This is a genomic window from Acidovorax sp. GW823-FHT05D11 (genome assembly GCF_058795695.1).
Genome location: NZ_CM179502.1, coordinates 5,350,771 through 5,373,006 on the forward strand (window position 1 = coordinate 5,350,771; position 22,236 = coordinate 5,373,006).

21 protein-coding genes are annotated in these 22,236 nt (G+C 66.1%); 14 read left to right on the forward strand and 7 right to left on the reverse strand.

Annotation, left to right across the window (positions count from 1 at the left end):
* Window position 1: 1 nt before the first annotated feature.
* The 5 genes from AC3RCE_RS24705 to AC3RCE_RS24725 form a co-directional block, all read right to left on the reverse strand.
* Entirely contained in the window at window positions 2–994 is a 993-nt protein-coding gene (locus AC3RCE_RS24705; RefSeq protein ID WP_492255436.1) for a tripartite tricarboxylate transporter substrate-binding protein, read from the reverse strand.
* Window positions 995–1,150: 156 nt separating this feature from the next.
* A complete protein-coding gene (locus tag AC3RCE_RS24710; RefSeq protein ID WP_218297181.1) occupies window positions 1,151–2,602 on the reverse strand; it encodes a sensor histidine kinase in 1,452 nt (483 codons plus the stop codon).
* Between the two features lie 64 nt (window positions 2,603–2,666).
* Entirely contained in the window at window positions 2,667–3,341 is a 675-nt protein-coding gene (locus AC3RCE_RS24715) for a response regulator (protein WP_218297180.1), read from the reverse strand.
* 82 nt (window positions 3,342–3,423) lie between these two features.
* Window positions 3,424–4,350 carry an N-formylglutamate amidohydrolase gene (locus AC3RCE_RS24720; protein WP_218297179.1) on the reverse strand — a complete coding sequence of 309 codons (927 nt, stop codon included), beginning with the start codon at window positions 4,348–4,350 and terminating at the stop codon, window positions 3,424–3,426.
* Window positions 4,351–4,551: 201 nt separating this feature from the next.
* Window positions 4,552–5,517 (reverse strand): tripartite tricarboxylate transporter substrate binding protein BugE, encoded by a 966-nt coding sequence (locus tag AC3RCE_RS24725; protein ID WP_218297178.1) that lies wholly within the window; start codon window positions 5,515–5,517, stop codon window positions 4,552–4,554.
* A 108-nt stretch (window positions 5,518–5,625) separates the two neighbouring features.
* Here AC3RCE_RS24725 and AC3RCE_RS24730 point away from each other — a divergent pair, with 108 nt between their 5' ends.
* The 3 genes from AC3RCE_RS24730 (at window position 5,626) to AC3RCE_RS24740 (ending at window position 7,422) form a co-directional block, all read left to right on the forward strand.
* A complete protein-coding gene (locus AC3RCE_RS24730) occupies window positions 5,626–6,594 on the forward strand; it encodes a LysR substrate-binding domain-containing protein (protein WP_369643709.1) in 969 nt (322 codons plus the stop codon).
* 80 nt (window positions 6,595–6,674) lie between these two features.
* Entirely contained in the window at window positions 6,675–6,905 is a 231-nt protein-coding gene (locus AC3RCE_RS24735) for a helix-turn-helix domain-containing protein (protein WP_492254184.1), read from the forward strand.
* 49 nt (window positions 6,906–6,954) lie between these two features.
* Window positions 6,955–7,422 (forward strand): Clp protease N-terminal domain-containing protein, encoded by a 468-nt coding sequence (locus AC3RCE_RS24740; RefSeq protein WP_492254185.1) that lies wholly within the window; start codon window positions 6,955–6,957, stop codon window positions 7,420–7,422.
* 37 nt (window positions 7,423–7,459) lie between these two features.
* Here the strand turns inward: AC3RCE_RS24740 and AC3RCE_RS24745 are convergent, their stop codons facing one another.
* On the reverse strand, window positions 7,460–7,948 hold the full coding sequence (locus AC3RCE_RS24745) for a MarR family winged helix-turn-helix transcriptional regulator (protein ID WP_218339455.1): 489 nt from the start codon (window positions 7,946–7,948) through the stop codon (window positions 7,460–7,462).
* 142 nt (window positions 7,949–8,090) lie between these two features.
* Between AC3RCE_RS24745 and recA the strand changes: the two genes are divergently transcribed.
* A complete protein-coding gene (recA, locus tag AC3RCE_RS24750) occupies window positions 8,091–9,164 on the forward strand; it encodes a recombinase RecA (protein WP_218297173.1) in 1,074 nt (357 codons plus the stop codon).
* Window positions 9,165–9,247: 83 nt separating this feature from the next.
* Window positions 9,248–9,712: a recombination regulator RecX gene (gene recX / locus AC3RCE_RS24755; RefSeq protein WP_492254186.1), complete on the forward strand. Its 465-nt coding sequence runs from the start codon at window positions 9,248–9,250 to the stop codon at window positions 9,710–9,712.
* A gap of 107 nt (window positions 9,713–9,819) precedes the next feature.
* Here the strand turns inward: recX and argC are convergent, their stop codons facing one another.
* On the reverse strand, window positions 9,820–10,752 hold the full coding sequence (gene argC, locus AC3RCE_RS24760; RefSeq protein ID WP_492254187.1) for an N-acetyl-gamma-glutamyl-phosphate reductase: 933 nt from the start codon (window positions 10,750–10,752) through the stop codon (window positions 9,820–9,822).
* Between the two features lie 221 nt (window positions 10,753–10,973).
* Between argC and sucC the strand changes: the two genes are divergently transcribed.
* The 9 genes from sucC (at window position 10,974) to AC3RCE_RS24805 (ending at window position 22,236) form a co-directional block, all read left to right on the forward strand.
* Window positions 10,974–12,134 (forward strand): ADP-forming succinate--CoA ligase subunit beta, encoded by a 1,161-nt coding sequence (sucC, locus tag AC3RCE_RS24765; RefSeq protein ID WP_218339453.1) that lies wholly within the window; start codon window positions 10,974–10,976, stop codon window positions 12,132–12,134.
* A gap of 15 nt (window positions 12,135–12,149) precedes the next feature.
* Window positions 12,150–13,046: a succinate--CoA ligase subunit alpha gene (sucD, locus tag AC3RCE_RS24770; protein WP_218297169.1), complete on the forward strand. Its 897-nt coding sequence runs from the start codon at window positions 12,150–12,152 to the stop codon at window positions 13,044–13,046.
* 152 nt (window positions 13,047–13,198) lie between these two features.
* Complete coding sequence (locus AC3RCE_RS24775; protein ID WP_492254188.1) at window positions 13,199–13,885, forward strand: TerC family protein; 687 nt, start codon at window positions 13,199–13,201, stop codon at window positions 13,883–13,885.
* Window positions 13,886–14,129: 244 nt separating this feature from the next.
* Window positions 14,130–16,763 (forward strand): CHASE2 domain-containing serine/threonine-protein kinase, encoded by a 2,634-nt coding sequence (locus AC3RCE_RS24780; protein ID WP_492254189.1) that lies wholly within the window; start codon window positions 14,130–14,132, stop codon window positions 16,761–16,763.
* A 17-nt stretch (window positions 16,764–16,780) separates the two neighbouring features.
* Window positions 16,781–17,569, forward strand: coding sequence for a Stp1/IreP family PP2C-type Ser/Thr phosphatase (locus tag AC3RCE_RS24785; protein ID WP_218297166.1), 789 nt, complete (start codon window positions 16,781–16,783; stop codon window positions 17,567–17,569).
* A 44-nt stretch (window positions 17,570–17,613) separates the two neighbouring features.
* Window positions 17,614–18,264 carry an FHA domain-containing protein gene (locus tag AC3RCE_RS24790; RefSeq protein WP_218297165.1) on the forward strand — a complete coding sequence of 217 codons (651 nt, stop codon included), beginning with the start codon at window positions 17,614–17,616 and terminating at the stop codon, window positions 18,262–18,264.
* Window positions 18,265–18,373: 109 nt separating this feature from the next.
* A complete protein-coding gene (locus AC3RCE_RS24795; RefSeq protein WP_218297226.1) occupies window positions 18,374–20,590 on the forward strand; it encodes a CHASE2 domain-containing protein in 2,217 nt (738 codons plus the stop codon).
* A 12-nt stretch (window positions 20,591–20,602) separates the two neighbouring features.
* Window positions 20,603–21,400 (forward strand): 3',5'-cyclic-nucleotide phosphodiesterase, encoded by a 798-nt coding sequence (locus AC3RCE_RS24800; RefSeq protein WP_218297164.1) that lies wholly within the window; start codon window positions 20,603–20,605, stop codon window positions 21,398–21,400.
* Between the two features lie 287 nt (window positions 21,401–21,687).
* Complete coding sequence (locus AC3RCE_RS24805) at window positions 21,688–22,236, forward strand: pilin (RefSeq protein WP_218297163.1); 549 nt, start codon at window positions 21,688–21,690, stop codon at window positions 22,234–22,236.

The window sequence follows — 22,236 nt, forward strand, 5'->3', positions numbered from 1 at the left end:
GTCACGCTGCGTCCTTGCCGAGCGTGATGCGCGCAAACCGGCTGACGCGCCGCATCTTCTCGACCTCCTTGCGGATCTGCGCGGCAAACTCGTCCGGCAGGCTGCCCGAGGCAAACAGCCCCTGCTCTCCCAGGCGCGCCAGCACCGCGGGCTCGCGCAACACCGTGGCCACCGCGTCGCGCAGCCGCCGCGCCGTGGCGGCCGGCGTGTGCGCAGGGGCCACCAGGCCGAACCAGGACGGGTCGTTGTTCGAGAACAGGCTGAGCTCGGCGTAGGTGGGCACCTCGGGCAGCACGGCCAGGCGCCGGCTCCACGACACGGCCAGGGCCCGCAAACGGCCGGCCTGGATGTGCGGCAGCGACGACGCCACCTGGTCGAAGTACACCGGCACCCGGCCCACCAGCACCTCGGCCAGTGCTGCGGTGGCGCCCGCCTGGGGCAGGTGGTCCATGCGCACATTGGCACTGCTCTTGAGCAGCTCGCCCCACATGTGGCCGATGGTGCCGTTGCCCGGCGAGGCATAGGCCAGCTGGCCCGGCCGCGCCTTCAGGTGCTGCATGAACTGCGCGAAATCGCGCACCGGCAGGCCGGGGTGCACCACCAGCACGCCCGGGGCCTTGACGATCTCGGTGACGGGGGTGAAGCCGTCCAGCGCGTTGTAGGGCAGGTGTTTGTAGACGGCTGGGTTCACGCCATGAGTGGACAACGTGGCCACGCCCAGCGTGGCGCCGTCGGGCGCGGCGGCAGCGACCTCGGCCATGCAGGTGGCGCCGGCCGCGCCGGGGCGGTTCTCCACGGCCACGGGTGCACCCAGCAACTGCGACAGCGGGCCGGCGAGGGCGCGCGCCGTGATGTCGGTGGCGCCGCCCGCGGCAAAGGGCACCAGCAGCCGCAGGGGCCGTGCGCTGCCCGTGGACACCGGGGCGGATTGCGCCTGGGCAGCACCTCCCAGGCAGGCAGCGGCGGTGGAGATCAGCAGCTTGCGCCGTTTCATCGTCGTCATCGTGGTCCTCTCCTCGCCTCGCGGCATGTGCGGCCCATTCTGGAGAGGCATGGCCGGGCTGGCTAACGACGTTTGGAACTCATCCCATTCCGGCGCGGAATGTGCCGCAGCGCGAAAGGCCGTGCGGCGGGATGCACCCGGCCTGGCTCAGGACCCCGCCACCACATCCCGCGCCGCGAACCGCACGCTGAAACGCGCGCCGGGCGGGTGGTGGCCAGGGCGCGCGTCTTCCAGCGTGACCTCGGCCCCGTGCTTGCGTGCGATCTCCAGCACGATGGGCAGGCCCAGGCCCGAGCCGTCGGCCTCGCTGCCCAGCGCCCGGTAAAAGGGCTGGAACACCAGCTCGCGCTCGGCCTCGGGCACGCCGGGGCCGGAGTCTTCCACCTGCAGCAGCAGCACGTGGCCGAAGGTATCGGCCAGCACGTGGGCCGTGACCACGCCGGGCTTGGCGGGGGTGGAAGGCGTGTAGTTGATGGCGTTGTCGAGCAGGTTGCGCACCAGTTCCTTGAGCAGCGTGGGGTTGCCGTCCAGCAGCACGCCGGGTGAGCCGGGCTCGGCGCCGTCGTAGCCCAGGTCGATGTGTTTTTCGAGCGCGCGCGGCACCGAGTCGCGCACCACCTCGATCACGAGGCGCGCCAGGTCGCAGGGCTGGCGCGCGATGCCCACGCCGCTGCCTTCCGCGCGCGCCAATGCGAGCAGCTGGTTCACGGTGTGCGTGGCGCGGATGCTGGAGCGGCCGATCTGCTGCAGCGAGCGCTTGAGCTCTTCGGTGCTGGTGCCTTCGCGCTGGGCCAGGTCGGCCTGCATGCGCAGGCCCGCCAGCGGGGTCTTGAGCTGGTGCGCCGCGTCGGCCAGGAAACGCTTTTGCGTGGCCAGCGAGTCGTTCAGGCGCGTGAGCAGGTCGTTCACCGACGAGACCAGCGGCGCGACCTCGAGCGGCACGGTGCGGTCGTCCAGCGGCGAGAGGTCGTCGGGGTTGCGCGCGCGGATGCGCTGCTCCAGCTGGTTCAGCGGCTGGATGCCGCGCGCGAGCGCCAGCCACACCAGCAGCACCGCCAGCGGCAGGATGACGAACTGCGGCAGCATCACGCCCTTGATGATCTCGGTGGCCAGCACGCTGCGCTTTTCGCGCGTCTCGGCCACCTGCACCAGCGCCACGGGCGTGCCCTCCAGCGGCAGGCGCACCCAGATGTAGGCCACGCGGATCTCGATGCCGCGCATCTCGGCGTCGCGCAGGCGCACCTCGCCGGACAGGGGCACCTCGTCGCTGGCGGGCTCGGGCAGTTCCCGTTCGCCGGAGAGGAATTCGCCCCCCGGGCCGATGACCTGGTAGTAGACGATGTCGGAGTCGTCCGCGCGCAGGATTTCGCTGGCCGGCTGGGGCAGGTTGAACTGCACCTTGCCGCCCACCACGGACACGAGCTGGGCCAGCGCATGGGCGTTGTACTCCAGCGCCCGGTCGAACGGCTTGTTGGCCAGACCCTGGGCCACGAGCCAGGTGAGCGCCAGGCTCACGGGCCACAGCAGCAGCAGCGGCGTGAGCATCCAGTCAAGGATCTCGCCGAAGAGGGAGCGCTGCTCTCGCTGGAAGATTTTCAAGGTTTCAAGCCCTTTGAGCCACTGGCGCCCGTCTAGAAAGCGCAAGTAGCTATCATTTCAGGAGCTACCCTGGAATCTTTTCGAGGCAATAGCCCAGGCCGCGCACGGTGGCGATGCGGATGGGCCCGCCCTCGATCTTCTTGCGCAGGCGGTGGATGTAGACCTCGATGGCGTTGTTGCTCACCTCCTCGCCCCATTCGCACAGGCGCTCCACCAGCTGCTCCTTGCTCACCAGGCGGCCCGCGCGCTGCAGCAGCACTTCCAGCAGGCCCAGTTCGCGGGCGGACAGCTCGATCATCTTGCCGTCGATGGTGGCCACGCGGCCGGCCTGGTCGTACACGAGCGGGCCGTGCTTGATGGCGCTGCTGGTGCCGCCCATGCCCCTGCGCGTGAGGGCCCGCACGCGCGCCTCCAGCTCCTGCAGGCTGAAAGGCTTGGCCATGTAGTCGTCGGCACCGAAGTCCAGGCCCTTGACGCGCTCTTCCACGCTGTCGGCCGCGGTGAGGATGAGCACGGGCAGCGCCGAGCCCCGGCTGCGCAGCTTCTTGAGCACCTCCAGCCCGTGCATCCGGGGCAGGCCCAGGTCCAGGATCAGCAGGTCGAACTCGTTGTTGGTCAGCAGGGCCGCGTCGGCCTCGCTGCCGCTGGCCACGTGATCCACGACGGCGCCCGACGCCCGCAGCGTGCGCAGCAGGCCATCGGCCAGCACCTGGTCGTCTTCGGCAATGAGGATGCGCATGCGGTGTCTCCTTGAGGGTTGGCTGCGGTCTGGCGCCGCGCCTGCCCTCGATTCTAGGATGGCCCCGCCCCTGCGCGCCGCGTCAGCGCGGATCGTGTGCGAGCAGCAGGCGCACCAGTTTCTGCAGGTCTGCCTGCAGCCGGGCCATGCCCTCGGGGTGCTGGGCGAGCGTGCCCTCGTCCATGTAGAGCTTGCGGTTGATCTCGACCTGGATGCTGTGGCGGTGCTGCGCGGGGTTGCCGTAGCGGCGCACCAGCTCCACGCCCTTGTAGGGGTGGTTGTATTCCACGCTGTAGCCACAGCCGCGCAGGTGCTCGCACACCAGCGCCGACAGCGCCGGGCTGGCGGTGGTGCCGTCGCGGTCGCCCACCACGAAGTCCGCGTGCTCCAGCCCCGGGAACTCGGTGGCGAAGCGCCCCGCCACGGCGGGCATGGAGTGGCAGTTGATGTGGATGCTGTAGCCGTGGCGCGCATGGGCGGCGTCGATGGCCTGGGCCACGGCCGCATGGTAGGGGCGCCAGCAGCGGTCGATGCGCGCGCGCACCTCGGCCACGGTGAGCTGGCGGCTGTAGATGGGCTCGCCCTCGTCGGTGAACTTCCAGATCAGGCCCTTGCCCAGGCGCACCTTGCTGAGCACCTGGGGGTCGGTGGAGATGGGGCCGGTCCACTCGCCGTCGAGCAGGGAGGTGTCGAGCTCGGTCGTGTCGCGGTTGGCATCGAGGTAGATGCGGGGGAAGTGGGCTTCGACCCAGGCCACGCCCAGCGCGGGGGCAAAGGCGTAGATCTTCTCGACGTGCGTGTCCTCGGCGCGGCGCAGCGTGGGCAGGTCGCAGGCCGAGCCGAAGTCGGCGGGGTATTGTGTGCCGCTGTGCGGCGAATCGAGCACCAGCGCCGTGGTGCCTGGCAGGTAGGTGAAGGCCGCAGGCGCCAGCGGGGTGCCGGGGGAACCGGTGGCACCGGGCTGGGCCTGCTGGAATCGTCGGTTGATCAGTTTCAAAGCGGCATGCATAGGCAGAGTGTGCGCAAAGTGGGGCGGCCGGCCTAGCCGCCCGGACCGGTTGGAGACCATGGTTATCCCTGAGATGGACTCCTCCAGCTGTGGCCGCCGGGCCCAGGGGCCCGGTATCGAAGAAAATGAGGCTCCCCCTGGCCGCCGGCCCGCCACCGCCCGTGGGGTGGATCGCGCGAGGCGCCTCAGCGGGGGCCCATGTCAATCCAGCGCCACCTTCGCAAAGGCCGCCACCCGTTTCATCTTGTCGATCTCGCGGGCGATCTGCGCCGTGAAGTCCCGGGACGTGGTGCCCGACGGGTACAGCCCCTGTCCCGCCAGGCGCTCGCGCACGGCGGGCTCCTTGAGCGCCTGGGCCACGGCCTGCTGGATGCGGTCCACCGCGGCCGCGGGCGTGCCCGCGGGAGCCACCAGGCCGAACCAGGACGGGTCGTTGTTGTTGGCGAAACCCAGCTGTGCGTAGGTGGGGACGTCGGGCAGCACGTCAAGCCGCTCGGGCCAGGACACCGCCAGCGCCCTGAGCTTGCCGGACTTGATGTGCGGCAGCGAGGAAGCCACCTGATCGAAATACACCGCCACCTGGCCGGCCAGCACGTCGTTGACGGCCGGGCCCGCACCGCGGTAGGGAATGTGCACCATGGCCGTGCCGGTGCTGCTCTTGAACAGCTCGCCCCACATGTGGCCGATGGTGCCGTTGCCGGGCGTGGCATACGAAACCTTGCCGGGATGGGCCTTCAGGTACTTCACGAGGTCGGCAAAGTCCTTGACGGGCAGCACGGCCGGGTTCACCACCACGACGCCGGGGGCCTTCACCATCTCGGTCACGCCCACGAAGTCCTTGATGGGGTCGTAGGGCAGCTTGCTGTAGACGGCGGGGTTCACGCCATGCGTGGACAGCGTGGCCACGCCCAGCGTGAGGCCGTCGGCCGGAGCGCGCGCGGCTTCGGCCATGCCGATGGAGCCCCCCGCGCCGCCGCGGTTTTCCAGCACCACGGGCTGCTTGAGGATGCGGGCCAGCGACTCCTGCAGGCTGCGCACGGTCATGTCCGTGGCGCCTCCGGGCGGAAAGGGCACGATGATGCGCAGGGGCTTGCCTTCTTGCGCCAGAGTTATTCCAGGAACGAAAGATACTGTGGCCAGGGCTGAGAGCAGATGACGGCGTTGCATGGGACATTTCTCCTATGGGGTAGGTTGAGATTAATGGAATCCACGAGCCCTACCAAGCAATGGATATGCCTGATAACATTCCCATATGGAATGATTTGATAACTTACGATGTCTTCCCTGCGCCGCCTTTCACCCCCCTTGCACCTGCTGCGGGCGTTTTCCACCGTCACGCGCTTCGGCAGCGTCTCGCGGGCCGCCGAGGCCCTGCACCTCACGCAGAGCGCGGTGAGCAAGCAGGTGAAGGAACTGGAGGCCTGGGTGGGCGTGCCGCTGTTCGAGCGCAGCCGCAAGCGCCTGGCGCTGACCCCCGCGGGCGAGCGCTACGAGAAGGCCGTGCGCGCCGTGCTGGCGCAGCTGGAGGCCGCCACACTGGAGCTGATCACCAGCGATGACGGCGGCGGCGCGCTGCACCTGTCGAGCCTGCCCACCTTCGCCGCCAAGTGGCTCATTCCGCGCCTGCCGCAGTTCCAGCAGCAGCACCCGCAGGTCACGCTGCACTTCGTGCCGTACGTGCACAGCTACAACTTCGAACGGCCCGAGCTCGACTGCGCCATCCTGTTCGGCGATGGCCACTGGCCGGGCGCCCACGCCCACTACATCACGGGCAACGACGTGGCCCTGATCGCGCCGCGCGCCAAGGTGGCGGACTGGCCCATCCACACCCCGCGCGACGTGGCGCGCTACGCGCTGCTGCGCCATGTGACCGTGCCCGAGGCCTGGCTGCGCTGGAGCGAGACGCACGGGGTACAGGGCCAGCTCGACCCGCTGGCCGGCCCGCAGTTCGACCAGTTCCAGACCATGATCCGCGCGGTGATGGCCGGCATGGGCCTGGCCCTGGTGCCGCGCTGCCTGGTGCAGGACGAGATCACCGCCGGCCTGGTGCGCGAGCCGCTGGCCGCCGCCGTCCAGCGCGGGGGCTACCAGAGCGAGGTGGGCTACTGGCTCTGCTACCCCGAAGGCCGCACGCAGCTGCATGCGCTGCAGTGCTTCCGGCAGTGGTTGCTGGCCTGCGCGGAGCCCGCAGGCGCGGCGCCCCCGCCCACGGGCGCCGCGGCTGGCACCGGGCCGGCGCCCTGAGGGCCCGCCCCCGGGCCAGGCTCCCGGCCCTGTCGTCAACCCTTGTTGACGATATGAGTTCCGTCAACTACAGTTGACGAATGCCGACCCCACCGCCCCTGCAGCTGCCCCCGCACGACGACCCCGAAGCCGCGCTGGCCGCCGTGGTGGCCTTGCGCCTGATGGCCGACCGGCTGGAGGCGGCGGCCGTGGCCACAGCCCTGAAGCAGGGCTGGTCGTGGGCGCAGATTGCCCAGGCCCTGGGCGTCAGCAAGCAGGCGGCGCACAAGCGGCTCTCTCCCCAGGCCACGCGCCCCGCCCCCCCTGGATGATGGAAGGACTCCTCCCCATGCTGCAACACATCCGCCAGCGCCTAACGACATGCGCACTCTGCGCCGGCTGTGCACGCGCGCCGAGCACCACGCCCGCGCACGGGGCCAGCCGCAACCGGGCGCTGAGCACTTCCTGCTGGCCGCCATCGAGCTGCCCGACGGCTCCGCGCGCCGCGCTTTCGCGCGCGTTGGCGCGGACCCGGACGCCCTGCCCGCCGCGATCGAACAGCAGTACCGCGATGCGCTGGCGCAGATCGGTATTGATGCCGAAATGCCGCCCGCCGCACCCTGTGCGCCGCAGGCCGGGATCTACCGCGCGCAGCCCTCCGGTGAGGGCCTCATCCAGGCACTGGCGGAGGCCCGCAAGGGCCAGCCCGGCCCCTTGCTGGGTGCGCACGTGGTGGCACTGATCGCGGCCACGCCGCAGGGCGTGGCGGCGCGGGCATTGCGCGCGCTGCGGCTGGACCCCCACGCGCTGAGCCACGCCGCGCGGCAGGAGAGCGCCCCGCGCGTCTGAAGCCCCCCCTTGGGCGCCAGGATGACCGTGCGGCGGCCTAGCCGCCCGCATAGGCCTCCAGCCCGATCGCCACCACGGTGGCCACGTCGTTGCCCACCTCCGCCCGGAACTCCGCCTCGGCCTGCGCGACGGCATCGCGAAACGCCTGCAGCCAAGCCAGGCCCGTGGGCGTGAAGCACACGCGGCGCGCACGCGCATCCAGCGGATCGGCCTCGCGCGTGACCAGGCCCCAGGCCTCGCACTGGTCCACCAGGTTGGCCATCGCCTGCTTGGTCATGCCCGCGCGCTGGGCCAGGTCGGTCAGCCGGTCGCCCTGCAGCGCCAGGTGGCGCGTGATGTGCACGTGGGCGGCGCTCACCTGGTCGCGCGCCGCGAGGTTGGACAGCGCCAGCGGCACCTCCACGTTGTGCGCCATGAGCTGCAGCACGCGCGCGTCGAAGCGCCGCATGGCGTGGCCGAACAGGCGGCCCAGGTGGGTCTGGCGCCAGCCGTCTTCGGCGGGTGAAGGAAGAGGCATATCAGGCATTCACACATTGTCAGGCAAACTGACTAAATTGTGCTTGAATGCCCCGCGACGGCTCGCATAAACTACTGTTCAAGCATCCAGCCTGTGATTAACCGCAGAGCGGTGCAGGCACCCAACCCATTGTTTCTCAAGGAGTTTTCTCATGGACGTCGCAGTCAAAGGCACCAACCCCGCATTGCCCGTGAACACCGAAAAGGCCAAGGCCCTGGCCGCCGCGCTCGCCCAGATCGAGAAGCAATTCGGCAAGGGCACGATCATGCGCCTGGGCGAAGGCGAGGTGATCGAGGACATCCAGGTGGTCTCCACCGGCTCGCTGGGCCTGGACATCGCCCTGGGCGTGGGCGGCTTGCCGCGCGGCCGCGTGGTCGAGATCTACGGCCCGGAATCCTCGGGCAAGACCACGCTCACGCTGCAGGTGATTGCCGAGATGCAAAAACAGGGCGGCACCTGCGCGTTCGTGGACGCGGAACATGCCCTGGATGTGCAATACGCCCAGAAGCTCGGCGTGCAGCTGTCCGACCTGCTGATCAGCCAGCCCGACACCGGCGAGCAGGCCCTTGAAATCGTGGACAGTCTGGTGCGCTCGGGCGCCGTGGACCTGATCGTCATCGACTCGGTGGCCGCGCTCACGCCCAAGGCCGAAATCGAAGGCGAGATGGGCGACGCCCTGCCCGGCCTGCAGGCCCGTCTCATGAGCCAGGCGCTGCGCAAGCTCACGGCCACGATCAAGAAGACCAATTGCATGGTCATCTTCATCAACCAGATCCGCATGAAGATCGGCGTGATGTTCGGCAGCCCCGAAACCACCACCGGCGGCAACGCGCTCAAGTTCTACGCCTCGGTGCGCCTGGACATCCGCCGCACCGGCACCATCAAGAAGGGCGACGAGGCCATCGGCAACGAAACCAAGGTCAAGGTGGTCAAGAACAAGGTGTCGCCGCCGTTCAAGACGGCCGAGTTCGACATCCTGTTCGGCGAGGGCATCAGCCGCGAGGGCGAGATCATCGACATGGGCGTGACCGCCAAGATCGTGGAGAAGTCGGGCGCCTGGTACGCCTACAACGGCGAGAAGATCGGCCAGGGCCGCGACAACGCGCGCGAGTTCCTGCGCGAGAACCCCGACCTGGCCCGCGAGATCGAGAACAAGGTGCGCGAGGGCCTGGGCATTGCGCTGCTGCCCGACGCGCTGCAGGCCCCTGCCGCCGCGGCCGAATGACCGCCACAATTCAAGCCAGATTGCCTTCCAGCGCTTGATTGACAAGCGCTGGCAGCTATTGAATTGAAAGCAAAGAAGAGGCCATGGGGTTCACCACGCTCTCGCTCAAGGGGCGGGCGCTGCGGCTGCTGAGCCAGCGCGAGCACTCGCTCGCTGAACTGCAGCGCAAGCTCGCGCCGCATGTGCAGGAGGGCGACGACCTGCAGGCCCTGCTGGAAGACCTGCAGGCGCGCGACTTCATCAGCGAGGCCCGGGTGGTGGAATCCGTGCTGCACCAGCGCGCGGGCCGCCTGGGTTCCCAGCGCATACGGCAGGAGCTGCACGCCAAGGGCATCGGCCCCGAGGCGGTTCAGCACGCCCTCAACCAACTCAAAGGCAGCGAATGGGCACGCGCCCATGCACTGTGGCTGCGCAAGTTTGGCGCCGTGGCGGACGATGCGCAGCAACGTGCGCGGCAAGTCCGCTTTCTGACCGCACGCGGGTTTTCGGGCGAGATCACCCGGCGCGTCGTGCGTGGCGAAGCGCCGGAAATCCAGGGCGAGATCTAGGGCCGGTCACGCGGGCAGGGGCGGCGCCCCAAGGCCCCGGGACCCAGAAGACAGCACAGGCGGCCACGCTCCAGAGCCGCCTGTTGTCCCCACACCTATCTCCGCCGTCAGAGGCCCAGCATCAGCTGCAGGTTCTGCACGGCCGCGCCGCTGGCGCCTTTGCCCAGGTTGTCCAGGCGCGCGATCAGCACGGCGTGCCGGTACTCTTCGTTGGCGAACACGCGCAGCTCCAGCTTGTTGGTGTCGTTCAGCGCGGTCGCATCCAGCTTGCCGTCGGCCGTGGCGGGCAGCACGCTGACCCACTGCTCGGGCGTATTGCTCCTGGCGTAATGCGCCGCCAGCGCGTCGTGCAAATCGGCCGCATTGGGCGCGCCGGGCAGCAGGTCCAGATGCAGCGGCAGCTGCACCAGCATGCCCTGGCGGAAGTTGCCTACCGACGGCACGAAGATGGGCCGGCGGGTGATGCCCGTGTAACGCATGATTTCGGGCAGGTGCTTGTGCTGCAGCGTGAGCGCATAGGCCTCGAACAACGGCGCCGTGCCGGCCTCATAGGCCTCGATCATGGTCCGGCCGCCGCCCGAGTAGCCGCTGACCGAGGGCAGGGCGAGCGGGAAGTCCGGGGGCACCAGGCCCGCATCCACCAGCGGGCGCAGCAGCGCAATCGCACCGGTGGCATAGCAGCCGGGATTGGCCACGCGGTCCGCCTGCGCGACCGCTCCGCGCTGGCCGGCGGCCAGCTCGGGAAAGCCGAACACCCAGCCGGGCGCCGTGCGGTGGGCCGTGCTGGCGTCGATCACCTTGACCTTGCGGCCCGTGCTCCGGGCAATCTCGTCCACCGTCGCCACGGTGTCACGCGCAGCATCGTCGTGCAGGCACAGGATCACCAGATCCACGCCGGCAATCAGGTCGCGTTTCGCGGCAGGGTCCTTGCGCAACTCGGGCGCGATGCTGACCAGCTCGATCTGCGGCATGGCCTGCAGGCGCTCACGGATCTGCAGGCCCGTGGTGCCGGCTTCGCCATCGATAAAGACTCTGGACATAAGGGTGCTCCTGCAAAAAATGGGCAGCAAAGTCTGCCAAGAAACCACGAGAAAAGCCAAGAAACTGCCACCCGGCAGGCGCGGCGAAGCCGTCAGCCACGCACAAGGATGGTGCATTGCAACATGATACAGTCGCTGGTTGCCATGTCCCCAGCCCGCGGCCAGACATTTTGTTGTTCATGGCAAACGGGTAACCACCATCCTTCCCTGAGAGAGACCTCATGAAGATTCACGAATACCAAGGCAAGGAAATCTTGCGCAATTTTGGTGTGCCCGTTCCGCGCGGCATTCCCGCATTCACGGTGCAAGAAGCCGTGGAAGCAGCCCAGAAACTGGGCGGCCCCGTGTGGGTCGTCAAGGCCCAGATCCACGCCGGTGGCCGTGGCAAGGGCGGCGGCGTGAAGGTTGCCAAGACCATCGACGACGTCAAGCGCATCGCTGGCGAGATCCTGGGCATGCAGCTCAAGACGCACCAGACCGGCCCCGAAGGCCAGAAGGTCCGCCGCCTGTACATCGAAGACGGCGCCGACATCAAGAACGAACTGTACGTCTCGCTGGTCACCGACCGCGCCACGCAGAAGGTGGCCCTGATCGCTTCGAGCGAAGGCGGCATGGACATCGAGGAAGTGGCGCACTCCACGCCCGAGAAGATCATCACCGAGATGATCGATCCGATTGCCGGTATCACCACCGAGCAGAGCAAGAAGGTCGCAGCCGCCATCGGCCTGACCGGTGCTTCCATTGACCAGGCCGTGGACATCTTCGCCAAGATCTACAAGTGCTACATGGACACCGATGCGTCGCTGGTGGAAATCAACCCGCTGAACTGCGACTCCAAGGGCAACCTGATGGCCCTGGACGCGAAGTTCAACTTCGACGCCAATGCGCTGTTCCGCCACCCTGACATCGTGGCTTTCCGCGATCTGGACGAAGAAGATCCAGCCGAAGTGGAAGCATCCAAGTTCGACCTGGCCTACATCAGCCTGGACGGCAACATCGGCTGCCTGGTCAACGGTGCCGGCCTGGCCATGGCGACCATGGACACCATCAAGCTGTTCGGCGGCGAGCCGGCCAACTTCCTGGACGTGGGCGGCGGCGCCACCCCCGAGAAGGTCACCGAAGCCTTCAAGATCATGCTCAAGAACCCCAAGGTCGAAGGCATCCTGGTCAACATCTTCGGCGGCATCATGAAGTGCGACACCATCGCCACCGGCGTGATCACCGCCTGCAAGGCCGTGAACCTGAACGTGCCGCTGGTCGTGCGCATGAAGGGCACGAACGAAGAGCTGGGCAAGAAGATGCTGGCCGAGTCCGGCCTGCCCATCATCGCCGCAGACACCATGGCCGAAGCTGCGACCAAGATCGTTGCTGCCGTCAAGTAAGCCCGGAGAACACACATGTCGATCTACATCAACAAAGACACCAAGGTCATCACCCAGGGCATCACGGGCAAGACCGGCCAGTTCCACACCGAAAAGTGCCAGGAATACGCGAACGGCAAGAACTGCTTCGTGGCAGGCGTGAACCCCAAGAAGGCCGGCGAGTCGATCTTCAACATCCCGATCTACGCCTCCGTCAAGGAAGCCGCATCACAGACCGGCGCCACCGTGTCGGTGATCTACGTGCCGCCCGCAGGCGCTGCTGATGCGATCTGGGAAGCTGTGGAAGCCGACCTGGACATGGCCATCTGCATCACCGAAGGCATTCCGGTCAAGGACATGCTGATGGTGCGCAACAAGATGAAGGCCAAGGAAGCCGCCGGCGGCAAGAAGACCCTGCTGCTGGGCCCGAACTGCCCCGGCCTCATCACGCCCGACGAAATCAAGATCGGCATCATGCCCGGCCACATCCACCGCAAGGGCCGCATCGGCGTCGTGAGCCGCTCCGGCACGCTGACGTACGAAGCCGTGGCCATGCTGACCGAGGTGGGCCTGGGCCAGTCGAGCGCCGTGGGCATTGGTGGCGACCCCATCAATGGCCTGAAGCACATCGACGTGATGAAGGCGTTCAACGACGATCCGGACACCGACGCCGTGATCATGATCGGCGAAATCGGCGGCCCTGACGAAGCCGAAGCCGCCCAGTGGTGCAAGGCCAACATGAAGAAGCCTATCGTGGGCTTCATCGCTGGCGTGACCGCGCCTCCCGGCAAGCGCATGGGCCATGCCGGCGCGCTGATCTCCGGCGGCGCCGACACGGCCGATGCCAAGCTCGCCATCATGGAAGAGTCGGGCTTCATCATCACCCGCAACCCGTCGGAGCTGGGCAAGCTGCTCAAGGCCCAGCTCAAGTAAGCTGCCGGCCCTACACCGGCACGGGCATTCGTAAGCACAATTACGGACGCCCGCAGCCGCAAGGCCCGATAAACTGGCCGCTCCAATAAAAAGAGAAGCGCTCGGAACCCTGGTTCCCGGCGCTTCTTGCATTCATAACAGTGGAGTTCAGTATGGAGTTTGTGCAAAGTGCCGATTTCTGGATCGGCCTGATGAAGATCGTCTGGATCAACATCATTCTTTCGGGCGACAACGCCGTCGTCATCGCCCTGGCGGCCCGGTCCCTCCCTCCCCATCAGCAGCGCAAGGCCGTTTTCTGGGGGTCTGGCGCGGCAGTGGTGCTGCGCATCCTGCTCACCGTGGTGGCAGCCAAGCTGCTGGAGCTCTCGTTCCTGCAGATCGTCGGCGGCTGCCTGCTGCTGTGGATCGGCTTCCAGCTGCTCAGTGACGATGAGGAAGAGGAAGGCGAGTCGAAGGCCTATGGCAGCCTCATGGCGGCGGTGCGCACCATTCTCATTGCGGACCTCGTGATGAGCCTGGACAACGTGATCGCCGTTGCCGCTGCGGCGCACGGCAACGTGCTGCTGCTGGTGCTCGGCCTGGCCATCAGCATTCCGCTCGTGATCTTTGGCAGCACGCTGATGATCAAGCTCATGGAGCGCTTCCCCGCCATCGTGCTGATGGGGGCCGCCTTGATTGGATGGGTGGGGGGCGAAACCATTGCCAATGACGCAGCGCTGCATGGCTATGTGGTGGCGCATCCTTCGCTGCACTATGTGGCCGCGACGCTTGGCGCGCTGCTGGTGGTGGGCGCCGGGAAATTCTGGCCCCACAGGGCCCGGCGGGAATCGGCGGCCTGATTACGCCCCATCACATGGTGCAACAAATTGTTGCACCATGTGACAAAAGTGGCACCCTGACAGCGTGGCGGCCGCCCCGCCACGACAAGAAGGGCATCCGTGCCTGCAGGGGCCCAGCGGCGCCGCGGTAGCGGCGACGGCCGCGCACCCCGCCCGCCCGGGCGCAGATATTGCTTTTACCCACACAAATACAGTGTGGAACCAATAGCAAGTGGGACGAACAACCTCGGGTCGGTGGCTGGGCATGTGGCGGACCGATGGGTTTCGGGGCGCAGTGGCCTCGGCGGTGGTCATTGCGCTGTGTGCGGCCGCTGGTGTCTTCCAGTCCCTGGAATACCGCGTGTATGACGCAGCGAGCAGTGTCGCCACGCCACCCCCCTTGCCTGAAATTGTCATCGTCGGCATGGACGATGCCAGCCTGGCAGCGCTGGGAAGCGCACCCTGGTCCCGCGATGTCTACGCCCGGCTCGTCGACCAGCTGGCGGCCGCGGGCGCCAAGACCATTGTCTTGACCCCTTCCTTCGCCACCCCTGAATCCGACCGCGGCCTTGCCTACGTCCGCACGGTGCGGGAGACGCTTGCGCGCGCCGGGGAAACATCTCCGCTGGCCGCCGAGTTGGGCCGTGCCACCGCCGAGGCGGAGCAGGCGCTCGACACCGATGGCCGCCTCGCGGCCAGCATCCAGCGCGCCGGCAATGTGTTCCTGGCCTCAAGCTATGCCCTGGCCGGAGGAAAGGCCACGCCGCTGCCCCCCTATGCGCACCGCAGCGTCCTGCCCGACTCCGGGTCCTTCGCCACGCCCGCCACGTCGGCCCGGCACCCCATCGCGGAACTCGGCTCCGTGGCGGCAGGCATCGGCCACCTGTCCATGGAAGCGGATGACGACGGCCGCGTGCGCCGCATCCCCCTGCTGCTGCGGTATGACGGAGTCGCGGTGCCCTCGCTGGCATTGCTGGCAACGCGGCACAGCCTGCATCTGGGCCCGAACGAGATCCGCACCCAGGACGAGCCGCGCGGTGTGCGTGTGGGGGGACTGCACATTGCCACGGACGAGGCCGCCGCCATGCATCCGCGCTTTCATGCCGCGCAGGATGGCGCGACACCGTTTCCCACGGTGTCCTTTGCCCAGGCGCTCAGCGGCAAGGTGCCCCTTCACACCTTCAAGGACAAGGTCGTCTTGGTGGGGGACACCAGCGAGGCACTGGCGGCCCCCTGGGTTCAGCCGGGCGCACGGACGATGTACCCGGTCGAGATGCTCGCGCACACCGTCTCCGCCATGCGGCAGGGCCTCGGTGTGCAAAGGCCCTCCTGGGCGCCCGCGGCTGCATGGGGAGCGGTGCTGGGGGCCTGGCTCTTCGTGGCCTTGGTCCTTCCCCGGCTTTCGCGTGCCGCGGGATGGGCGCTGAGCGCAGTGCTGCTGTTGCTCCTGGCAGGCACCGAATGGGGCTTGCTGCGCCATGCCGGGCAGTGGATATCGTTGGCACCCGGCACCCTGGCCTTGCTCGTGGGGGTGGTGGCATTCACCGCGCTGCGCATGGGGGGAGGCAGCACCCAGGAATCGTCCGGGGAAGCCGCCGAAACCGACCGCATGATGGGGCTGGCCCTGCAAGGGCAGGGGCAGCTCGACATGGCATTCGAGCGCCTGCGCAAGGTACCTCCCAGTGATGCCTTGATGGACAACCTGTACCACCTGGCGCAGGACTTCGAGCGCAAGCGCAACTTTGCCAAGGCCAAATCCGTCTACAAGCACATCCTGCAGCACAACCGCGCCTACAAGGATGCATATGCCCGCTACAAGCGCGTGCGGGCCCAGCTGCAGAAGGACGTGGATGGCCCGCCCTCCAGCACGCCCGCGTCGGTCCCGCCGGCCTCGCCGCGCCTGCCGGGCGATGCCACAGCCGGTATCCCGATGCTCGGTCGCTACCGGATCGACAAGGAGATCGGCAAAGGAGCGATGGGCGTCGTCTACCTGGGACGGGATCCGAAGATCGGGCGCGTGGTCGCCATCAAGACGCTGGCCCTGGAAGAGGAATTCGAAGGGGACGCGCTGATCGACGCGAGGGCCCGCTTCTTCCGCGAGGCGGAAACCGCGGGACGCCTGCAGCATCCCTACATCGTGACGATATTCGATGCCGGCGAAGAACACGACCTCGCCTACATCGCCATGGAATTCCTCAAGGGCTCCGACCTGACGCAGGCATGCCGGGCCGGGCAGCTCCTGCCCGTGGACACCGTGCTGTCCATTGCGGCCCGCGTCGCCGAGGCACTGGACTATGCCCATGCGCACAACGTGGTGCACCGCGATATCAAGCCGGCCAACATCATGTTCGACGCCGCCACGGACGCCGTGAAGGTGACGGACTTTGGCATCGCGCGCATCACGGACTCCAGCAAGACGCGCACGGGGATGGTCCTGGGCACCCCCAGCTTCATGTCGCCCGAGCAGCTCGCGGGCAAGAAGGTGGATGGCCGATCGGACCTGTATTCCTTGGGCGTCACGCTGTTCCAGCTGCTGACCGGGTCCTTGCCGCTGCGCGGCGAGTCGATGACCGAGCTCATGCACAAGATCGCCAGCGTGGACGCACCCGACATCCGCCAGCTGCGGCCGGAGCTTTCATCCGCGGTGGCCCGCGTGGTGGCCCTGGCCCTCCAGAAGCGCCCGCAGGCGCGCTACCAGACGGGGCGGCAATTCGCTTCCGACCTGCGCCAGGCAGGCGCAGCATCCTCGGCGCCGGAAGTGTTACCGAGCCCGGAAGCAGTCGTCTATGATGCGGACCGCGATGCAACAGGGCATGAAATGGCGGATTTTCAGGAAACCGTGATGGAGCCACCCGCCGGGCGGGGTGCGGCATCCCCGCCGATTCCAGGCGCCCGATGACGCACGCCTCCACATCCATGACCTACGAATTTTTCGCGCGGACCGACAAAGGCCGCGTGCGCACCAACAATGAAGACGCGGTGGCGGTCGACCGGGATGCGCAGGTCGCCATCCTGGCCGATGGCATGGGCGGATACAACGCCGGCGAAGTGGCAAGCGGCATGGCCACCACCTTCATCCGCACCGAGATGGCCCGCTGGCTGGGGCAGGCAGGCGGCACGCCGCAATCCACCGACGTACGCCGCGCCCTGGAAATCTGCGTGGAGAACGCCAACCACGCGATCCTTGGAGCGTCGTTGTCCAACCCCCAGTACGCAGGGATGGGCACCACGCTGGTGGTGGGGGTCTTCCACGGCAGCCGCCTCATCCTCGGGCACATCGGCGACTCCCGCTGCTACCGCGTGCGGGACGGCGTCCTGCAGCAGATCACGCGCGACCACTCCTGGCTTCAGGAACAGGTGGATGCCGGCTTGCTCACCGCACAGCAAGCGGCCCTGTCGTCCAACCGCAACCTGGTCACCCGCGCGCTGGGCGTGGAGCCCAACGTCATGATGGAAGTCAACGAATTCCAGGTCGCGCCAAATGACTTGTTCCTGATGTGTTCGGACGGGCTCACGGACATGGTCGCGGACGCGGACCTGGCGGAACTGGTGCGGGCACCTGTTCCCCTGGAGGAAAAAGCCACACTGCTCATCGACACCGCCAATGCGAATGGTGGCCGTGATAACGTGAGCGTACTGCTGGTGCAAGCGGCCGCGGGAGGCAAGAAGCGCGGCCTTATGTCCCGATTGCTAGGGGCCGCGTGAGTGGCCACTACTACAACAATTACTCATCACATCAGGAGTGGATCATGCCCAGAATGATCGTTTCAATCGACGGGGTTGTCATCAAGGAAGTGCAACTGACCAAGGAGCGGACCACGCTGGGCCGGCGCCCCTACAACGACATCGTGATCGACAACCTCGCGGTGAGCGGCGAGCATGCCGTTATCCACATGGCGGGCCAGGATGTGGAGATTGAAGACCTGGGCAGCACCAACGGCACCTACGTCAATGCCAAGGCCGTCAAGCGGCAGGAACTGCGCAACGGCGACACGGTCGAGGTGGGCAAGTACAAGATCCGCTTCCTGCACGAGGCCGAGGGGCAGAACTTCGAGAAGACCATGATCTTCAAGCCCGGCATGGTCCCGCCCGTCGGCGCAGCCGCGCGCCCCGCAGTTCCGGCGCCGGCTCCTGTTCCCATTTCCGCGGTCATCCGGGTCATGTCGGGAGCCGCCGCCGGGCGTGAAGTGTCGCTGCAGAAGGTGGTCACCACCATTGGCAAGCCCGGCGTGGCGGTTGCATCCATCACCAAGCGCCATCAAGGATTCGTGCTGGCCCACGTGGAAGGTCCCGACATGCCGTTGCTCAACGGCGCCTCCATCGGAACATCGCCCGTGCCGCTCAAGAACGGTGACCGGCTCGAACTGGCCGGCACGGAAATGCAGTTCGAACAGAGCTGACCGCCACCGCCGGACTGCAGCAGCCCCATAGGCGGCTCATTCCGGCCCACTGCCCCTGGAATTCGTGCGCAATCCCGTCTTGCACCTGTTCTGGCGCCATGGGCGGCGCATGGCGGTCACGTTGATTCCGCTGGTATTTGCGCTGCTGCACATTGCAGGCGTTCTTCATCTCCAGGTCCTGGAGCGGCTGGAAAACATCATCTACGACACCCGGCTGCGCGCCACCATGCCGCGCACGCTGGACGAGCGCATCGTCATCGTCGACATCGACGAGAAAAGCCTGGAGCGGGTGGGGCATTGGCCCTGGGGGCGAGACAAGCTCGCCACCCTAAGCCGTGAATTGTTCGAGCGCCAGCAGGTGGCGGTCGTGGGCTTCGACGTCCTCTTTGCGGAAGCCGACGGAAGCTCGGGACTCTCGAGCCTCGAGCAGCTGGCCCGGGGCCCCTTGCGGGCCCAGGCAGGGTTCAAGGAACAACTCGTGCGCCTGGCCCCGGCGCTCGACTATGACGCGCTCTTCGCCCGGTCGCTCCAGGGGCGGCCGGCGGTTCTGGGCTACTACCTCACCAGCGACCGGGACGGAAGGACAAAAGGCGTGTTGCCCGCGCCAGCGCTCTCCCCGGAGCGGCTGCGCGGGCTGCCGCTGAAAACCACTTCCTGGGGCGGTTATGGCAGCAACATCGAAGAGCTTGCCAGCGCCGTGCCCGCCGCAGGCTTTTTCAACTCCATCACCGATGACGATGGCGTCGTCCGCTCCCTCCCCCTGCTTGCGGAGCACCAGGGGAAGTACTACGAATCCCTCGCGCTGGCGATGTTTCGCACGGTGCTTGGCATGCCGGAAGTGCACCCCGGCTTTGCCAGCCCCCTTCCTGAAGGCGGATATGACACGCTGCAGAGCGTCGTGCTGCGCCAGGATGGCCGCGCGCTGGCATTGCCCGTGGACGCCCAGCTCGCAACCCTCATCCCCTTTCGCGGCCCCGGGGATGTCGGCGGTGGGTCGTTCCGGTACATCTCCGCGTCCGACGTCCTGGAGGGCAAGCTCCCTTCCCATAGCCTTCAGAACCAGCTGGTGCTGGTGGGCTCGACCACGCCCGGCTTGCTGGACCTGCGCGTGACCCCGGTGGGCCGCACCTACCCAGGCGTGGAGACGCACGCCAACATGCTCTCGGCCTTTCTGGACGGGAAAAGCATCGTGCGGCCAGACTACGCCGTGGGCTTTGATGCCGTGCAGCTGCTCATCGCAGGCCTTTTGCTGGCGGTGGCGCTGCCAGCGCTTTCGGCGACCTCCGCGGTCTTGCTCAGCCTTGGGACCGTCTCAGTCCTTGCCGTGCTCAATCTCTGGCTCTACCTCGCCCATGGCCTGGCCATGCCATTGGCTACCGTGGTGGTGATGGCGGTGTTCGCATTCGCCCTGAACATGGTCTACGGCTACTTTGTGGAAAGCCGCTCCAAGCGGGAACTGGCTGCGCTGTTTGGCACGTATGTGCCGCCGGAACTGGTGGACGAGATGGTCAAGCAGCCCGACAAATACAGCATGCAGGCCAGCAACCAGGAACTGACCGTCATGTTCTGCGATATGCGGGGGTTTACGGCCATGTCGGAACAGATGGAACCGCTGCAACTCCAAGCCCTGCTCAACGAGGTGTTCAGCCGGCTCACCCACATCATTCGCAGTCATCGCGGCACCATCGACAAGTACATGGGGGACTGCGTGATGGCGTTCTGGGGAGCGCCGGTGGCTACGCCAGACCATGCGCAACTGGCGGTGCGGGCAGCGCTGGACATGGAGCAGACAGTGGAACAGATCAATCTGTCGCATCGGGAGCGCAAGCTACCGGAGATTGGTATCGGCATAGGACTCAACACCGGCACCATGTGTGTGGGCGACATGGGCTCGGAAATGAGGCGCAGTTACACGGTCATCGGCGACGCGGTCAACTTGGGATCTCGCCTAGAGGGCCTGTCCAAGCACTATGGCGTTCGCACCGTGGCGAGTGAATCCACCCAAGCCCAGGCACCAGGTTTTGTCTGGCAAGAGTTGGATCGGGTGCGCGTCAAGGGCAAGGCTCAGGCAGTGGCTATCTATTCGCCGGTTGCCGCACTGCACGCCACGATGCCTCAGAAAGCGGAAGAATTATCCATATGGAAGCACTTTCTGGACGCCTATCGCGCCCAGGACTGGGCACAATGCGACAAACTGCTGGTGAGCTTGCAGCAAACTACCGTGCCCTCTGCCATCTATGACATGTATGCGTCCCGCGTGCAAACCTTACAAGGGCAGCTCTTCGACCCAGAATGGGACGACGCCACCAATTTCGACACTAAATAGACAGGTTGGCCCATGAAGGTTCGTGTATTGGGCTGCTCCGGGGCCATCGCCAAAGATTGCCGGACTACTTCCTTCCTCATCGACGATAGCATTCTGGTCGATGCGGGTACGGGGGTGGGCGACCTGACACTGGACGAGATGCGCAAGATCGACCATGTGTTTCTGACGCATTCCCATCTGGATCACATCGCGGCGTTGCCGCTGATGCTCGACGCCGTGTCGTCGCTTCGCCAAGCCCCTGTGCAAATTCACGCTTTGCGGCCGACAATTGAGGTGCTGCGCAAACACATCTTCAACGATATCATTTGGCCTGACTTCGCACGTATCCCTTCGACAGACAGTCCATTCATGCGGTTTTGTCCGCTCAATGTGGGCGAACAATGTACTTCCGCTGGTGTGGTCGTGGAGGTCCTTCCAGCAGTCCACACCGTGCCCGCGGTGGGCTATGCCATTCAAGGACTGCAAGGATGGTGGGTCTTCAGCGGTGATACCGAACGGAACTCGGCCTTCTGGGACCGGGTGAACCAGTTGCCTGTTGCCATGCTCGTCATGGAGACCGCATTTAGCGAACGCGAGAGAGCCCTGGCCCGCCGTAGCTTGCACCTGTCGCCTCGGTCGTTGTTGGCAGAATTGCGCCTGTGCGAACAGCGTGGCTGTCCGGTGTACATCACCCACACCAAGCCGGCTGAAACGGAAGTCATCATGGGCGAGATACGGGAGCTGCTTGCCGACAAGACTGTCAATCTTTCGGATGAGGGGACCCCATTTAGCATCCAGTGGTTACAGGCAGGACAGGAATTCACCTTGTAGACCAGCGTTGTTCACGCACGCGCCCCCTCGTCGGCTGCGCAGCTTCAATGACAAATCCTGCACAACTGGCAACAAAACATGGAATCGATGACAGTCGTGACGGAACAAAAATGTCACTCCATCCTCCGTAGCCGCATATTAGGCTGCGCCAGCGAGCTGGGATCGTGCAGAGTGGACTCACTGCCTTTGGCAGACACCAAGCTGGCATGAGAAATGCTGCATCATGATCAGACCTGGAGAATTCTTCTGCAGGTTGTTAATTGCAATCGACCTCCAAGGAGTTTCTTATGAAGCGCAATCTGCAAAAGGGTTTCACACTCATCGAACTGATGATCGTAGTGGCCATCATCGGTATTCTGGCTGCTGTGGCACTGCCTGCTTACCAAGACTACACCATCCGCGCCAAGGTATCTGAAGGCCTGAGCTTGGCATCGGCCGCGAAGACGGCAGTTGCAGAAACATTTGCGAATACCACGCAAGGCACGATTGAAGCCTATGCTGGCACCGGTGCGATTGTCGCTCCCGCGCTTGGAAACACCACGTATGGATATGAATATACCGCCGGCACCAATGTAGCTTCTATTGCGATTGCAGCGACTACCATTGCTGTTCCCGTCGCAGCTAATTCTGGTCGAATCACCGTTACCTATGCCGGTTCCCTTGGAACCACTTTGGGCAATCCGTTGTTGCTCACTCCCGGCGCTGGCACGGTAACCAATTCCGCCGTACCAAGTGGTCCTTTGACAGCAGGCGCTCCTGTTGTCTGGGGTTGCGGCATTGCTGCCACCGCCTCTTTCAAGTATGTTCCGGCCAACTGCCGCTTTAACAACGTCTAA

Excerpts from the sequence above, each read along its gene's own strand:
- AC3RCE_RS24725 (WP_218297178.1), bottom strand. The coding sequence starts at position 5,517 with ATGCAACGCCGTCATCTGCTCTCAGCCCTGGCCACAGTATCTTTCGTT.
- AC3RCE_RS24740 (WP_492254185.1), top strand. The coding sequence starts at position 6,955 with ATGCGCACTCTGCGCCGGCTGTGCACGCGCGCCGAGCACCACGCCCGC.
- recA (WP_218297173.1), top strand. The coding sequence starts at position 8,091 with ATGGACGTCGCAGTCAAAGGCACCAACCCCGCATTGCCCGTGAACACC.
- AC3RCE_RS24715 (WP_218297180.1), bottom strand. The coding sequence starts at position 3,341 with ATGCGCATCCTCATTGCCGAAGACGACCAGGTGCTGGCCGATGGCCTG.
- AC3RCE_RS24795 (WP_218297226.1), top strand. The coding sequence starts at position 18,374 with ATGGCGGTCACGTTGATTCCGCTGGTATTTGCGCTGCTGCACATTGCA.
- AC3RCE_RS24785 (WP_218297166.1), top strand. The coding sequence starts at position 16,781 with ATGACCTACGAATTTTTCGCGCGGACCGACAAAGGCCGCGTGCGCACC.
- AC3RCE_RS24780 (WP_492254189.1), top strand. The coding sequence starts at position 14,130 with ATGTGGCGGACCGATGGGTTTCGGGGCGCAGTGGCCTCGGCGGTGGTC.
- AC3RCE_RS24720 (WP_218297179.1), bottom strand. The coding sequence starts at position 4,350 with ATGCATGCCGCTTTGAAACTGATCAACCGACGATTCCAGCAGGCCCAG.
- sucD (WP_218297169.1), top strand. The coding sequence starts at position 12,150 with ATGTCGATCTACATCAACAAAGACACCAAGGTCATCACCCAGGGCATC.
- recX (WP_492254186.1), top strand. The coding sequence starts at position 9,248 with ATGGGGTTCACCACGCTCTCGCTCAAGGGGCGGGCGCTGCGGCTGCTG.
- AC3RCE_RS24735 (WP_492254184.1), top strand. The coding sequence starts at position 6,675 with ATGCCGACCCCACCGCCCCTGCAGCTGCCCCCGCACGACGACCCCGAA.
- AC3RCE_RS24790 (WP_218297165.1), top strand. The coding sequence starts at position 17,614 with ATGCCCAGAATGATCGTTTCAATCGACGGGGTTGTCATCAAGGAAGTG.
- AC3RCE_RS24705 (WP_492255436.1), bottom strand. The coding sequence starts at position 994 with ATGAAACGGCGCAAGCTGCTGATCTCCACCGCCGCTGCCTGCCTGGGA.
- AC3RCE_RS24745 (WP_218339455.1), bottom strand. The coding sequence starts at position 7,948 with ATGCCTGATATGCCTCTTCCTTCACCCGCCGAAGACGGCTGGCGCCAG.
- AC3RCE_RS24805 (WP_218297163.1), top strand. The coding sequence starts at position 21,688 with ATGAAGCGCAATCTGCAAAAGGGTTTCACACTCATCGAACTGATGATC.
- argC (WP_492254187.1), bottom strand. The coding sequence starts at position 10,752 with ATGTCCAGAGTCTTTATCGATGGCGAAGCCGGCACCACGGGCCTGCAG.
- AC3RCE_RS24775 (WP_492254188.1), top strand. The coding sequence starts at position 13,199 with ATGGAGTTTGTGCAAAGTGCCGATTTCTGGATCGGCCTGATGAAGATC.
- AC3RCE_RS24800 (WP_218297164.1), top strand. The coding sequence starts at position 20,603 with ATGAAGGTTCGTGTATTGGGCTGCTCCGGGGCCATCGCCAAAGATTGC.
- AC3RCE_RS24730 (WP_369643709.1), top strand. The coding sequence starts at position 5,626 with ATGTCTTCCCTGCGCCGCCTTTCACCCCCCTTGCACCTGCTGCGGGCG.
- sucC (WP_218339453.1), top strand. The coding sequence starts at position 10,974 with ATGAAGATTCACGAATACCAAGGCAAGGAAATCTTGCGCAATTTTGGT.